Genomic DNA, 12,697 nt, shown 5'->3' on the forward strand with positions numbered 1-12,697 from the left:
ATCGCGATCCGCGCCACCTCCGCCGCGGACAACGGGGGCAGAGGCTCAGGCTCGGAACTGCCGCTGTCCTTGCGGGTCGTACACCGGCGCCGCAGGCGCCTTAGGAGAGAGCCTTCGCCTTCAGCGCCTGGAACTCCTCCTCGGTGATGGTCCCGGCGTCGAGGAGCGCCTTGGCGTCGGCGATGTGCTCGGCGGGGGACTTGCCCGCGACCTCGCGGATGTAGTTGTCCTGGGCGGTCTTGAACTCGGCGGCTTCCCGCGCGCTCCGCTTGGCCATGCCGTCGCCGTGGACGATCAGGTACACCAGCGCGGTGAGCAGCGGGAAGATGAACAGGAAGATGATCCAGATCGCCTTCACCCAACCGGACTGCTCACGATTGCGGAACAGGTCGCCGATGATCATCCACAGCATGATCAGGTAGGCGACGAACGCGAAGCTGACGATGATGAACCAGATGATGTCCCAGAAATCCATGGAGCTTCCCTCTCGTCCCGTGTGAACCTCGAGTCCCGATCCGGAGGGGAGCCGTCACGCCGGGAGAAACAGCAAACGCGGCGGCACCCCCGGGAGACTTCCCGAAGAGTACCGCCGCGTTTGTCCGAATGCAGGCCGAACGGCGAGCGGAATCAGTGCGCCCGGTTGACCGCCGAGACGACCGCGCGCAGCGATGCGGTGGTGATCGACGGAGCGATGCCCACGCCCCAGACCAGCTTGGTGGTTCCGTCCGGACGGGTCACGTCCGCCTCGACGTAGGCGGCGGCGTTCGCGTCGTCACCGGCCGACATCGCGTGCTCGGCGTACCCGCGCACGGCGACCCGGTAACCGATCGTCTCCAGCGCGTCGACGAACGCGGCCAGCGGGCCGTTGCCCTCGCCCTCGATCTCCTTCTCGACGCCGTCGACCTTGACGGTCGCGACGATGCGGTCGGTGCCGTCGTCGGTTTCCGAGGCGGTGACCTTCTGACGCATCCGCTCCAGCGGCGTGATCGGGGCCAGGTACTCCTCGTGGAAGATGTCCCACATCTCCTTGGGGCTGACCTCGCCGCCCTCGCCGTCGGTGACCTTCTGCACCGCGCTGGAGAACTCGATCTGCAGACGCCGCGGCAGGTTCAGGCCGTGGTCGTGCTTCATGATGTACGCGACGCCACCCTTGCCGGACTGGCTGTTGACACGGATCACGGCCTCGTAGCTGCGGCCGACGTCCTTCGGGTCGATCGGCAGGTAGGGAACCGCCCAGACGATGTCGTCGACGTCCTGATCGGCGTCGTCGGCGTCGACCTTCATCTGGTCCATGCCCTTGTTGATGGCGTCCTGGTGGCTTCCGGAGAAGGCCGTGTAGACCAGGTCGCCGCCGTACGGGTGCCGCTCGTGAACCGGCAGCTGGTTGCAGTACTCGACCGTGCGCCGGATCTCGTCGATGTTCGAGAAGTCGATCTGGGGGTCGACGCCGCGGCTGAACAGGTTGAGGCCCAGGGTCACCAGGCAGACGTTGCCGGTGCGCTCACCGTTGCCGAACAGGCAGCCTTCGATGCGGTCGGCGCCGGCCATGTAACCCAGCTCTGCCGCGGCGACACCTTCACCGCGGTCGTTGTGCGGGTGCAGCGACAGGATGATGCTGTCGCGCTTGGCCAGGTTGCGGTGCATCCACTCGATCGAGTCGGCGTACACGTTCGGCGACGCCATCTCGACCGTGGCGGGCAGGTTGATGATGACCGGGTTCTCGGGGGTCGCGCCCAGCACGTCGACGACCGCGTCGCAGACCTCCTTGGCGTACGACAGCTCGGTGCCGGTGTACGACTCGGGCGAGTACTCCCAGCGCCAGTTCGTGTCGGGGTGGTTCTTCGCCTCTTCCAGCACCAGTGCGGCGGCATCCGTCGCGATCTTCTTGATCGCTTCCTTGTCGGCGCGGAACACGACACGGCGCTGCAGGATCGACGTCGAGTTGTAGAAGTGGACGATCACGTTCTGCGCGCCGGCGCAGGCCTCGAAGGTCCGCTTGATCAGTTCCGGCCGCGACTGCGTCAGCACCTGGATCGTCACGTCGTCCGGGATCGCGCCGTCCTCGATGATCTCGCGGACGAAGTCGAAGTCGGTCTGGCTCGCCGAGGGGAAGCCGACCTCGATCTCCTTGTAGCCCATCCGGACCAGCAGGTCGAACATGCGGCGCTTGCGGGCGGGGCTCATCGGGTCGATCAGCGCCTGGTTGCCGTCTCGCAGGTCGACGGCGCACCACGCGGGCGCACGGTCGATGACCTTGTCGGGCCAGGTGCGGTCGGGCAGCGAGATCGGCTCGACCTCCTCCGCGAACGGCAGGTACCGGTACACCGGCATCGAGGAGTTCTTCTGCTTGTTCCAGGACGGCTGGTCGGCCGGAGCCGGCTTGCTCGGCGGCGTGATGGTGCGCGAACCGGAAGTGAATGCGTCGGCGGGTGACATGACGTGCTCCAAAGAAAATGTGGACCTGTGGGTCCGAATCAGAATATCGACCGGCGCGTCGAAACCCCGCGACGGGAAGCCGGTCTGGTCAGATCCCGCCGCGGCGGCCGAGGAGAAGGGCGCGCTGCATGCCTGGCAGTGTACTCGTCCCGGCCCAGTCGGGCCCAGAGGGGGGCGATCCATCTCACACAATGGACGCGGCCGAAACCGGTGATCCGGACATGAAGGACAACCCTGCAGGGTGCTGGACGTGCCCCGCACCTGCGCGGACGAGACGGTGGGCCTCCTCGGTTCGGGCGAGCTGCTCGGCCCGAACCGGCCGTTGCCGGGAGGGGGCGACGCGATGACCATCGGCGACCCGACCGGGGAGTCCGGTTACCGGCTCGTGGCAGCGTCTATGACGGTGTGCGACTCGCGTGCGTCTTCCGGTACATGCGCACGGCGATCGTGTTCCCGGCCCGACCGCGTCGGTCTCCGCGGGCCGGACCCGGAAGGTCGGGCGGTGCCTATTGCCATGTGGCCGAGGGTATTTCGCCGGTACTGACCCGTCACGGCTGCCCCGTCGACCGGGTGCGTTCGGTGCTCGGAACGCGGCGATCTCCTGTGGCGGCCGCACCGGACTCCAGGGCCTCGGTGCGACCGGAGTGGTCACGGCCTCTCGCTCGGCCGAAAGGATGGAATTACTCGACCGATGAGATCGACGCGATCTGTCCGATCGCATGCACGCTCGATGATCATTTTCGGAACCCGGCCGTGTCACTCGGGGAAGATTCCTCGCGGTATTTTTCGGGGCTCGATTCGTTGATCAACGCATGCCGAATCCATTTCGGCTCACGTGAGGGCGTCGCGGTCGGAATCGGCAGCAGCCAACACTTCTGAGTGGCGCTCCGATGATTTCGGACAATTCATACCGTCGGTATGTACACTGCTTTTGGACTCGTTCGAATACCGGAAATGGAGGTTTCCTGTGGCGAAAAGAACCGTTGTCGAGATATTCGACGACATCGACGGAACCCCTTTGGAAGAGGACGGAGAGACGATAAGTTTTGCACTCGACGGGGTCGAATACACCATCGATCTGAACAAGAAGAACGCTCGGGACTTCCGCAAGAAGATCGAGCCCTACGTGGCGAATGCCACCCGTGTCGGAGGACGCAAGCGGCGAGGAAGCCCGCCCGGCGTCTCGGGTTCGCCGACTTCCAAGGAGATCCGGGAATGGGCCATCTCGGCCGGTTACGAGGTCCCTGCCCGCGGACGCATGCCGCAGTCGCTCGTCGACGAGTACACGGCGGCGCACTGACCTCCGTTCCGTGTCGGTCCGTAGACGGCAAGCACAGTCACGCAGCGCCACAGGCGATCACGCTGTTCCGCAGCCGGTGTTCGAGAGCGCGACCTACCGTGGTGACACGGGGTCTGCGACCGTCGTGGACATCGCAGTGGAGGTGTCATGTCTGCCAGGTTCGAGCTCTTCAAGGACACCGGCGGAGATTTCCGGTTCCGGCTGAAAGCAGCCAACGGCGAGATCATCGCGGCCAGCCAGGGTTACACCTCGAAGGCAGCGGCTCAGAACGGTATTGCGTCGGTCAAGGCCAATGCCGCCTCGGCTCCCGTGGAGGACTTGACCTCGAAAAAGTCGTGAATCGGGGTCTGTCGACGATATCGACGACCGGGTCGCGCCCGACCGCCCTGTGGTCCTGTGTCCGGTGCGCAGGACCACAGGTCGACCACGATTACAGGCGGCGACCGTGGTCGTGGCGAGGACGGCAATTGTCGTCTTGCGCACGAGGATTCTCCCTGATCTGTAAGGGCGGCACAGAAATCCGCTCCCTGCTGAACCGTGGAGTCCGCGTCGAACAGGAGTCCTGTGCCCAGCACTCGGCGGAACGGAATCGTCGCCGTGGCCGGCGCCGGGTGTTCTTCCGGCCGGGGCCGACGGCACTTTTCGCCGGGCCGGCATGAATTCACCCGGCCGTGGGAACCCGGACTCATGGCCCAGCGAACCGAGCACGCGGTCGCGGCATCGAGTCGGTGGATCGACAGCGACGGGATCCGGTACCCGTGCGGTGACACGCACGCGTGGACGCCCGGCACGAATCAAACCTTGTGCGGAGTTCCGCTCTCTCGTGCCCGTCTGGATCGCTTCGCGCACGTGCCGTGGAGCGAGGCGCTGTACCTGGCGGAGATCGGGGAGCACGGCGTCGTCTTGTGTCGTCGCTGCACCGGGGCCACGCAGAGCGACCGGCGCCGGTGGGTCCGCACCAACCCGCGGCCGTGATCACCGGGTGAGCCGACGTCGAGGACCCGGCGACCGTCGTGGCTCAGGCCGACCACGAGCGCCAGCGCAGCCGGTCGATCGTGATCACCGGGCCGGGTGGCCGTTGTTCTCGGTACTGCGGGTACTTGCGGGCCAGCGCGTCGAGTCCGGTGGCGCCCGCCTCGGTGTCCGCGTCGTGGACCGTGGCGATGCCGTCGATGCGGATCCACCACAGCTGCGACCAGTCGTCGCTGTAGTGGTCGACGAGCACGCTCACCCGCGGATTCTCGGCGATGTCGGTCAGGCGCCGCAGCCGCCGGGTGGTCTTCGGCTTGTCGTCGACGCAGGTGTGGATCGCGTCGCCGTCCAGGGCGAACACGATCGGGACCACGTGCGGCGTGCCGGACCCGTCCGCCGTGGCGAGTCGGGCCACCCGGGCGGCAGCGACGCGGCGGCGGGCGTCCATGCACCTCACGCTAGCCCTCCGGGCGCTCCGCGCCGGTGTGCACAAGTGGCGCCCGGAACCGCCACAAAGGCACACGGGCGCCGGAGGCGCAGGACGGCCCGAGCGGGGTCGTCCGGGGCCTCATCGGTAGACTCGCTTCCTGGTACTTGCACCCAATACCCGGAGGTTCGCCAGCGTGGCACTCGTCGTCCAGAAGTACGGAGGATCCTCGGTCGCGACGGCCGAGCGGATCCGGCGCGTCGCTGAACGGATCGTCGAGACCAAGAAGGCGGGCAATGACGTCGTCGTGGTCGTCTCCGCGATGGGCGACACCACCGACGAATTGCTGGACCTCGCTCAGCAGGTGTGCCCGGTGCCGCCGGCGCGCGAGATGGACATGCTCCTCACCTCCGGTGAGCGCATCTCCAATGCTCTCGTCGCGATGGCCATCCACTCGCTCGGTGCCGAGGCCCGTTCGTTCACCGGCTCGCAGGCCGGCGTGATCACCACCGGCAGCCACGGCAACGCCAAGATCATCGACGTCACGCCGGGTCGTGTCCGGGCCGCGCTCGATGAGGGCAGCATCGTCCTGGTCGCGGGCTTCCAGGGCGTCAGCCAGGACAGCAAGGACATCACCACGCTCGGTCGCGGCGGATCGGACACCACCGCCGTCGCGCTGGCGGCGGCCCTGAACGCCGACGTCTGCGAGATCTACACCGACGTCGACGGTGTGTTCACCGCCGACCCGCGCATCGTCAAGGACGCGCAGCGACTCGACACGGTCTCCTTCGAGGAGATGCTCGAACTCGCCGCGTGCGGTGCGAAGGTGCTCATGCTGCGTTGCGTCGAGTACGCCCGCCGCTACAACGTGCCCGTGCACGTTCGTTCGTCGTACACCACCAAGCCCGGCACGATCGTGTCCGGATCGATGGAGGACATCCCCGTGGAAGAGGCCCTGATCACCGGCGTCGCGCACGATCGCGGCGAAGCCAAGGTCACCGTCGTCGGCCTGCCCGACACCCCCGGCTACGCGGCGAAGGTCTTCCGGGCCGTGGCCGACGCCGAGATCAACATCGACATGGTGTTGCAGAACATCTCGAAGGTCGAGACCGGGAAGACCGACATCACCTTCACCCTGCCGATGGCCGACGGCCCGCGTGCCGTCGAGCTGCTGACCAAGCAGCAGGACGAGATCGGCTTCACCCAGGTGCTGTTCGACGATCACATCGGCAAGGTGTCGCTCGTCGGGGCCGGGATGAAGAGCCACCCGGGCGTGACCGCGAAGTTCTGCGAGGCGCTCGCCGCGGCCGGCATCAACATCGATCTCATCTCCACGTCGGAGATCCGCATCTCGGTGCTGGTCGACGACACCGAACTCGACGACGCGGTCCGTGCCCTGCACGCCGCGTTCGACCTCGGCGGCGAGGAAGAAGCCGTCGTCCACGCCGGAACGGGACGGTAATAATGACCACCATTGCTGTTGTAGGTGCGACCGGCCAGGTCGGCATCGTCATGCGCACGCTCCTCGAGGAGCGCAACTTCCCCGCCGACAAGGTGCGGTTCTTCGCGTCGGCCCGCTCGGCCGGCAAGAAGCTGCCGTTCCGCGGCGAGGAGATCGTGGTCGAGGACGCCGCGGCGACCTCCGACGAGGATCTGAAGGGCATCGACATCGCGCTGTTCTCGGCGGGTGCGACCCTCTCCCGTGAGCAGGCTCCGCGCTTCGCGGCGGCCGGCGCGACCGTCGTCGACAACTCGTCGGCGTGGCGCAAGGACCCCGAGGTCCCGCTCGTCGTGAGCGAGGTCAACCCCGAGCAGGCGAAGAACCCGCCGAAGGGCATCATCGCCAACCCGAACTGCACCACGATGGCTGCGATGCCGGTCCTGAAGGTCCTGCACGACGAGGCGGGCCTGCAGCGCCTGATCGTCTCGAGCTACCAGGCCGTGTCCGGCAGCGGCATCGCCGGCGTCGAGGAGCTCCTCGGCCAGGCGCGCGCGGTGATCGCCGACGCCGACAAGCTCGTCCACGACGGCAGCGCCGTCGACTTCCCGGCGCCGGAGAAGTACGTCGCGCCGATCGCGTTCAACGTGCTGCCGCTGGCCGGTTCGCTCGTCGACGACGGCTCGGGCGAGACCGACGAGGACCAGAAGCTGCGCAACGAGTCGCGCAAGATCCTGGGCCTGCCGGATCTGCTCGTGTCGGGCACGTGCGTGCGCGTCCCGGTCGTGACCGGCCACTCGCTGTCGATCAACGCCGAGTTCGAGCGGCCGCTGTCGGTCGAGCGCGCGAAGGAACTGCTGGCGAACGCTCCCGGTGTGACGCTCGTCGACGTGCCGACGCCGCTGGCCGCCGCAGGCAACGACCCGTCGCTCGTGGGCCGCATCCGGCAGGATCCGGGCGTGCCGGACGGACGGGGCCTGGCGCTGTTCGTCTCGGGCGACAACCTGCGTAAGGGCGCTGCGCTCAACACGATCCAGATCGCGGAGCTGCTCGTCTGAGCGGGTAGCCTCCCACTGCACTCGAGCGAGTGGATCACCCTTCGGGGTGGTCCACTCGCTCTTTTCGTCGCCCCGGTCCGAAAATGTGCCAGTCTGACAGCGTGCCGTCCATCCGCTCCGCGACGCTCGACCGCATCGACCCGGCAACCCTCTATCGGATAGTCCGGTTGCGCCTCGAGGTGTTCGTCTACGAGCAGGGAATCGTCTGCGAACCCGAGCTCGACGGTCTCGATCTCGAACCGACCACCACGCTGTACTGGACCGAGGTCGACGGCGACGTGGTGGCGACCCTGCGGGTCCTCGACGACGGGCCGGTGATCCACATCGGGCGGGTCGCCACCGCGAAGCATGCCCGCGGGCGTGGTCACGCGGCGCGGCTGATCGATGCCGTGATCGGCGACTTCCCCCGTCCGATCGAGATCTCGGCGCAGGCGTATCTGGAGAAGTGGTACGGCCGCTGGGGTTTCCGCCGGACCGGGCCGAACTATCTCGAGGCCGGAATCGACCATGTGCCGATGCGTCGGGAGGCCGGCTGACCGTCCTCGGAGCCCGGAAAAAGAAAGTTACAAACAGTCTGGACTGTTTGTAGTTTTACCGTTACTCTCGGTTTCGTGACCGACACCACAGCCGGTGTGCCCCGCACACAGGCCCAGCGAACCGCGGCGACGAGAGCCAAGTTGCTCGACGCCGCCGTCGACTCCCTCGTCGAACTGGGATACGCGGGCACCAGCACGCAGGGCATCGCCAAACGCGCCGGCGTGTCCCGCGGCGCCCAGTTGCACCACTTCCCGACCAAGGAGTCGCTCGTCGTCGCGGCCGTCGCGCACCTCGTCGACAAACGGCTCGCGGAGATCCTCGAGGCACGGCCCGAACCGGACCGCGCGCTCGAGACGCTGTTCGACGCGTTCGTCGGCCCGTTGTTCGACGCGGCACTCGAACTGTGGGTCGCCGCCCGCACCGACCCCGCTCTGCACGAGGCGATGATCCCCTTGGAGCGGAAGGTGTCCGACGCCCTGCACGTCGGCTGCCTCGAGATCATGGGCGACCGGATCAGTCCGGACGCCATCGACCTGAGTATCGAACTGGCCCGCGGCTTCGCGGTGTCCTCCCTGATGCGTACCCCCGAATCCGATCGTGAGTTCCGGGAGCGGCTGCTCCCCGTCTGGAAAGCGCTGGTGATGAAATGAGTTCGGCAACGCTCCCCACCCACGTGCACACCCTCGTCGTAGGCGCCGGGTTCGGCGGAATCGGCATGGCCGCAACGCTGTTGCGCGAGGATCCGAAGGCGGACGTCGTCGTGATCGAACGCGGGGACGACGTCGGCGGTACCTGGCGGGTGAACAACTACCCCGGGGCCGCGTGCGACGTGCCCAGCGCGCTGTACTCGTTCTCCTTTGCGCCCGAGCCGGATTGGTCGAAGGCCCACGGCACCCAGGCCGAGATCTACGCCTACCTGCGCCGCGTCGCACGTGAGACCGGAGTGACCGACCGGACCGTGTTCGACTGCGAACTGCGCGATGCGCAGTGGGACGACGCGCGGGGGAGCTGGCTCGTGTCGACCTCCAAAGGTGACTTGACCGCCGACGTCCTCGTCGCCGCCACCGGTGCCCTGTCCACTCCGACCCTGCCGAAGGTTCCGGGACTGGAGCTGTTCGGCGGCACCATGTTCCACTCCGCCGAGTGGAACCACGACTACGACCTGACCGGCAAGCGGGTCGCCGTGATCGGTACCGGAGCATCGGCGATCCAGTTCGTTCCCGCCATCGTCGACAAGGTCGCGCACCTCACCCTCTTCCAGCGGACCGCCTCGTGGGTCATGCCCAAGCACGACCACACGATCGCGGCTCCGGTCAAAGCGCTCTATCGCCGGGTCCCGGCGGCACAGAGGCTGGTCCGTGCGGCCGTCTACGGCCAGAAGGAAACCTACGTGGTCGGGATGACCAAGCCGTTCGCGCGCAAGTGGATCGTGCCGCTGTTCGAACGCCGGGCGCGGTCCATCCTCGCGAAGCAGGTCGCCGATCCCGAGCTGCGCGCGAAGCTCGAGCCGAACTTCCGGATCATGTGCAAGCGGATCCTGTTGTCCAACGACTGGTTCCCCGCGATCACTCGGCCCGATGTCACCGTGGTCGCCTCCGGTCTCACCGCGGTCACCGAGAACGCCGTCGTCGACGACAAGGGCAACGAGTACGAGGTCGACGCGATCATCTTCGGCACCGGCTTCACGCCGACCGAACCTCCTGTGGCCCAGCACATTCGGGGTACCAGCGGACGCACCCTCGCCGAGACGTGGAACGGCAGTCCGTCCGCGCACCTCGGCACGGCGGTGCACGGGTTCCCGAACCTGTTCCTCATGTACGGACCGAACACCAACCTCGGCCACAGCTCCATCGTGTACATGCTCGAATCACAGGCCACCTACATCGCCGACGCGATCCGCACGATGCGCACCCGACGGCTGAGCTCCGTCGAGGTGACCGACGGCGCGCAGCGACGCTACAACTCCGGACTGGATCCGATGCTCGCCGATACGATCTGGAACGCGGGCGGATGCCAGAGCTGGTACCTGGACCGCAAGGGCCGCAACTCCGTGATGTGGCCGACCTTCACCTGGAAGTTCCGGCAGGTGACCCGGCGTTTCGACTCCGAGAACTACGTGGCGCGCCCCGCCGCCGAGCAGGTGAACGCATGACCCATTACGACGTGCTCGTGATCGGCTCGGGCTTCGGCGGCAGCGTCTCGGCACTGCGGTTGACCGAGAAGGGCTACCGCGTCGGTGTCCTCGAGGCCGGGCGGCGGTTCAGCGACGACGAGCTGCCGAAGACCAGCTGGCGGCTGCGCAAGTACCTGTGGGCACCGGCCCTCGGCTGCTACGGCGTCCAGCGCATCCACCTGCTGCCCGACGTGCTGGTGATGGCCGGCGCAGGGGTCGGCGGAGGATCGCTCAACTACGCCAACACGCTCTACCGGCCACCGTCGGCGTTCTTCCAGGATCCCCAGTGGGGGCACATCACCGACTGGGAAGCCGAACTCGGCCCGTACTACGACCAGGCCGCGAAGATGCTCGGGGTCCGCCCCAATCCGTCGACCACTCCCGCCGACGAGGTGATGCGCTCGGTCGCCGAGGACATGGGGGTCGGTGAGACCTTCACGACCACGCCGGTCGGCGTGCTCTTCGGAACGCCCGGCGAGACCGTGCCGGATCCGTTCTTCGGCGGTGCCGGACCCGAGCGCACCGGCTGCACCGAATGCGGTGGGTGCATGACCGGCTGCCGGGTCGGGGCCAAGAACACCCTCGTCAAGAACTACCTGTACCTCGCCGAAAAGGCCGGTGCGACCGTCCATCCGCTCACGACCGTCACCGAGGTGCGTCCGCGGGAGGGTGGCGGCTACGAGATCCACACGAAGAGCACCAACCGGATCCGTAAGCGCCGCAAGGTCTTCACCGCAGATCAGGTCGTCGTCGCGGCCGGCACGTACGGCACCGCGCGGTTGCTGCTCGCGATGCAGGAGACCGGTGCGCTGCCGAACCTGTCGCCCCGCCTCGGCACGGTCGTGCGCACCAACTCGGAGGCGGTGCTCGCCGCGTCCGCGCAGGACACCACGATCGACTACACCCGCGGCGTGGCGATCACGTCGTCGTTCCACCCGGACGACCACACGCACATCGAGCCGGTCCGATACGGCAAGGGCAGCAACGCCATCGGCCTGCTGCAGGCACTGCTCACCGACGGCGGCGGTCGCGCACCGCGACTGGTGAAGTTCTTCGGTGTCGCCGCCCGCAACCCGGGCGCGTTCTTCCGCAGTCTGTCGGTGCGGCACTGGTCCGAACGCACCGTGATCGCGCTCGTCATGCAGACCGACGACAACTCGCTCGAATTGCGCAGCCGCCGAAGCCCGTTCGGTCGCGGTGTGACGAGCAAGCCCGGACCGGGCGAACCGCCGCCGGAGTGGATCCCGGTGGGGCACGAGGCGATCCGGCGGGTCGCGGACAAGCTCGACGGTGATGCGGGAGGCTCGATCGCCGATCTGGTGAACATTCCGATGACCGCCCACTTCCTCGGTGGCTGCGTCATCGGCGACTCGGCGGACACCGGCGTCGTCGACCCGTACCTGCGCGCGTACGGCCATCCGGGGCTGCACGTCGTCGACGGCTCGGCGGTCAGCGCGAACCTGGGTGTGAACCCCTCGCTCACCATCACCGCGCAGGCCGAACGCGCGATGGCCCTGTGGCCCAACAAGGGTGAAGCCGACACCCGCCCCGCGCTCGGGGAGGGCTACGTGCCCGTGGCGCCGGTGGCGCCGGTCCGGCCGGCGGTGCCCGCCGACGCTCCGGCCGCGCTGCTGCTGCCCGTACCCACCGTCCGCCGAGAGGAACCTGCACATGCTGTGGAGCGTGCCTGAGAGCAGCACGGACCGGGAGGACTGGCCGGTCTCGCCCCCGCCGCCCTGGCCGGCGGCCGTGCGCGCGACCCTGTGGTGGCACCGCAGTACCCCCGACGCGGCGCAGTTCGGGCCGGGTGGGACGACGCTGCCGTTCACCCTCGCGATGATGGTGGACTACCTCGAGTCGCCGGTCGGGCCCTACCGGGAGATCCTGGCCAGCCCGGTGCTGCGACCGGGGATGATTCCGTCGATGGCGGTACCGTTCATCGCCGTCGACTCGGAGCCGTCGGTGCACGGCGGCCGGACCCACTGGCATCTGCCGAAGGTGCTTGCGGAGTTCGCCGGCGACGTCACCCGGACGTTCTCGGCGACGGGTGAGTCGTGGAAGGTGACGACCACGGCGTCGCCCAAGGGCCCCGAGCTGCCCATCGCCGGTGGGCTGACGTTCGCGCAGCCCCTCGACGGCGGCGGACTGTTGCGGGCGACGGCCAAGCTGCGCGGCCGCTTCCGGTACGCCCGGGTGGACGTGCAGGCCGGCGGTCCGACGCTCGACCGGTGGCTGCGGTCCGGAACCCATCACGGCATCGTCATCACACAGGGCCGGATGAGTACCGGACCGGGTCGGTAGCGCGGATCGGCGGAGGCAGGAGACAGCCGCGCGCGGGCGACCGCGCGCGGCTGCC

Annotated in this window: 13 protein-coding genes; 10 read left to right on the top strand and 3 right to left on the bottom strand. The window is 67.8% G+C overall.

Features of this window, described 5'->3' with window-relative positions; genetic code table 11:
- Positions 1–100: 100 nt before the first annotated feature.
- Positions 101–475: an SHOCT domain-containing protein gene (locus ACWDUD_RS20265; RefSeq protein ID WP_197256942.1), complete on the bottom strand. Its 375-nt coding sequence runs from the start codon at positions 473–475 to the stop codon at positions 101–103.
- Between the two features lie 152 nt (positions 476–627).
- Positions 628–2,436: a 2-isopropylmalate synthase gene (gene leuA / locus ACWDUD_RS20270; protein ID WP_197256940.1), complete on the bottom strand. Its 1,809-nt coding sequence runs from the start codon at positions 2,434–2,436 to the stop codon at positions 628–630.
- A gap of 967 nt (positions 2,437–3,403) precedes the next feature.
- Between leuA and ACWDUD_RS20275 the strand changes: the two genes are divergently transcribed.
- The 3 genes from ACWDUD_RS20275 to ACWDUD_RS20285 all read left to right on the top strand — a co-directional run bounded on the left by ACWDUD_RS20275 (position 3,404) and on the right by ACWDUD_RS20285 (position 4,711).
- Positions 3,404–3,736, top strand: coding sequence for a histone-like nucleoid-structuring protein Lsr2 (locus ACWDUD_RS20275; protein WP_197256938.1), 333 nt, complete (start codon positions 3,404–3,406; stop codon positions 3,734–3,736).
- Between the two features lie 147 nt (positions 3,737–3,883).
- Positions 3,884–4,075, top strand: coding sequence for a YegP family protein (locus ACWDUD_RS20280; protein ID WP_197256936.1), 192 nt, complete (start codon positions 3,884–3,886; stop codon positions 4,073–4,075).
- Between the two features lie 348 nt (positions 4,076–4,423).
- Positions 4,424–4,711, top strand: a complete 288-nt coding sequence (locus ACWDUD_RS20285) for a hypothetical protein (protein WP_450110433.1) — start codon at positions 4,424–4,426, stop codon at positions 4,709–4,711.
- A gap of 43 nt (positions 4,712–4,754) precedes the next feature.
- On the opposite strand, the gene ACWDUD_RS20290 is transcribed toward ACWDUD_RS20285, so the two are convergent.
- Positions 4,755–5,156, bottom strand: coding sequence for a TIGR03668 family PPOX class F420-dependent oxidoreductase (locus ACWDUD_RS20290; RefSeq protein WP_197256932.1), 402 nt, complete (start codon positions 5,154–5,156; stop codon positions 4,755–4,757).
- A 175-nt stretch (positions 5,157–5,331) separates the two neighbouring features.
- On the opposite strand from ACWDUD_RS20290, the gene ACWDUD_RS20295 reads away from it, so the two are divergent.
- From ACWDUD_RS20295 to ACWDUD_RS20325, 7 genes are all read left to right on the top strand, one after another.
- Positions 5,332–6,597 (top strand): aspartate kinase, encoded by a 1,266-nt coding sequence (locus tag ACWDUD_RS20295; protein ID WP_197256930.1) that lies wholly within the window; start codon positions 5,332–5,334, stop codon positions 6,595–6,597.
- 2 nt (positions 6,598–6,599) lie between these two features.
- Entirely contained in the window at positions 6,600–7,631 is a 1,032-nt protein-coding gene (locus tag ACWDUD_RS20300; RefSeq protein ID WP_450110434.1) for an aspartate-semialdehyde dehydrogenase, read from the top strand.
- An 83-nt stretch (positions 7,632–7,714) separates the two neighbouring features.
- On the top strand, positions 7,715–8,167 hold the full coding sequence (locus ACWDUD_RS20305; RefSeq protein ID WP_231611616.1) for a GNAT family N-acetyltransferase: 453 nt from the start codon (positions 7,715–7,717) through the stop codon (positions 8,165–8,167).
- A gap of 75 nt (positions 8,168–8,242) precedes the next feature.
- Positions 8,243–8,818 (top strand): TetR/AcrR family transcriptional regulator, encoded by a 576-nt coding sequence (locus ACWDUD_RS20310; protein ID WP_197256917.1) that lies wholly within the window; start codon positions 8,243–8,245, stop codon positions 8,816–8,818.
- The gene (locus ACWDUD_RS20315) at positions 8,815–10,320 is read left to right on the top strand and encodes a flavin-containing monooxygenase (RefSeq protein ID WP_450110435.1); all 1,506 of its coding nucleotides are present in this window, start codon (positions 8,815–8,817) and stop codon (positions 10,318–10,320) included. Before ACWDUD_RS20310 ends, ACWDUD_RS20315 begins: the two co-directional genes overlap by 4 nt.
- Positions 10,317–12,032: an FAD-dependent oxidoreductase gene (locus ACWDUD_RS20320; RefSeq protein ID WP_450110436.1), complete on the top strand. Its 1,716-nt coding sequence runs from the start codon at positions 10,317–10,319 to the stop codon at positions 12,030–12,032. Before ACWDUD_RS20315 ends, ACWDUD_RS20320 begins: the two co-directional genes overlap by 4 nt.
- Positions 12,016–12,642 (top strand): hypothetical protein, encoded by a 627-nt coding sequence (locus ACWDUD_RS20325; protein ID WP_450110468.1) that lies wholly within the window; start codon positions 12,016–12,018, stop codon positions 12,640–12,642. Before ACWDUD_RS20320 ends, ACWDUD_RS20325 begins: the two co-directional genes overlap by 17 nt.
- Positions 12,643–12,697: the final 55 nt, after the last annotated feature.

Source organism: Rhodococcus sp. NPDC003382, assembly GCF_053589135.1.

What these genes read in the sequence shown, in the direction of transcription:
- ACWDUD_RS20265 (WP_197256942.1), bottom strand. Translation starts at nt 475, where the DNA reads ATGGATTTCTGGGACATCATCTGGTTCATCATCGTCAGCTTCGCGTTC.
- leuA (WP_197256940.1), bottom strand. Translation starts at nt 2,436, where the DNA reads ATGTCACCCGCCGACGCATTCACTTCCGGTTCGCGCACCATCACGCCG.
- ACWDUD_RS20280 (WP_197256936.1), top strand. Translation starts at nt 3,884, where the DNA reads ATGTCTGCCAGGTTCGAGCTCTTCAAGGACACCGGCGGAGATTTCCGG.
- ACWDUD_RS20285 (WP_450110433.1), top strand. Translation starts at nt 4,424, where the DNA reads ATGGCCCAGCGAACCGAGCACGCGGTCGCGGCATCGAGTCGGTGGATC.
- ACWDUD_RS20290 (WP_197256932.1), bottom strand. Translation starts at nt 5,156, where the DNA reads ATGGACGCCCGCCGCCGCGTCGCTGCCGCCCGGGTGGCCCGACTCGCC.
- ACWDUD_RS20300 (WP_450110434.1), top strand. Translation starts at nt 6,600, where the DNA reads ATGACCACCATTGCTGTTGTAGGTGCGACCGGCCAGGTCGGCATCGTC.
- ACWDUD_RS20305 (WP_231611616.1), top strand. Translation starts at nt 7,715, where the DNA reads ATGTGCCAGTCTGACAGCGTGCCGTCCATCCGCTCCGCGACGCTCGAC.
- ACWDUD_RS20315 (WP_450110435.1), top strand. Translation starts at nt 8,815, where the DNA reads ATGAGTTCGGCAACGCTCCCCACCCACGTGCACACCCTCGTCGTAGGC.
- ACWDUD_RS20320 (WP_450110436.1), top strand. Translation starts at nt 10,317, where the DNA reads ATGACCCATTACGACGTGCTCGTGATCGGCTCGGGCTTCGGCGGCAGC.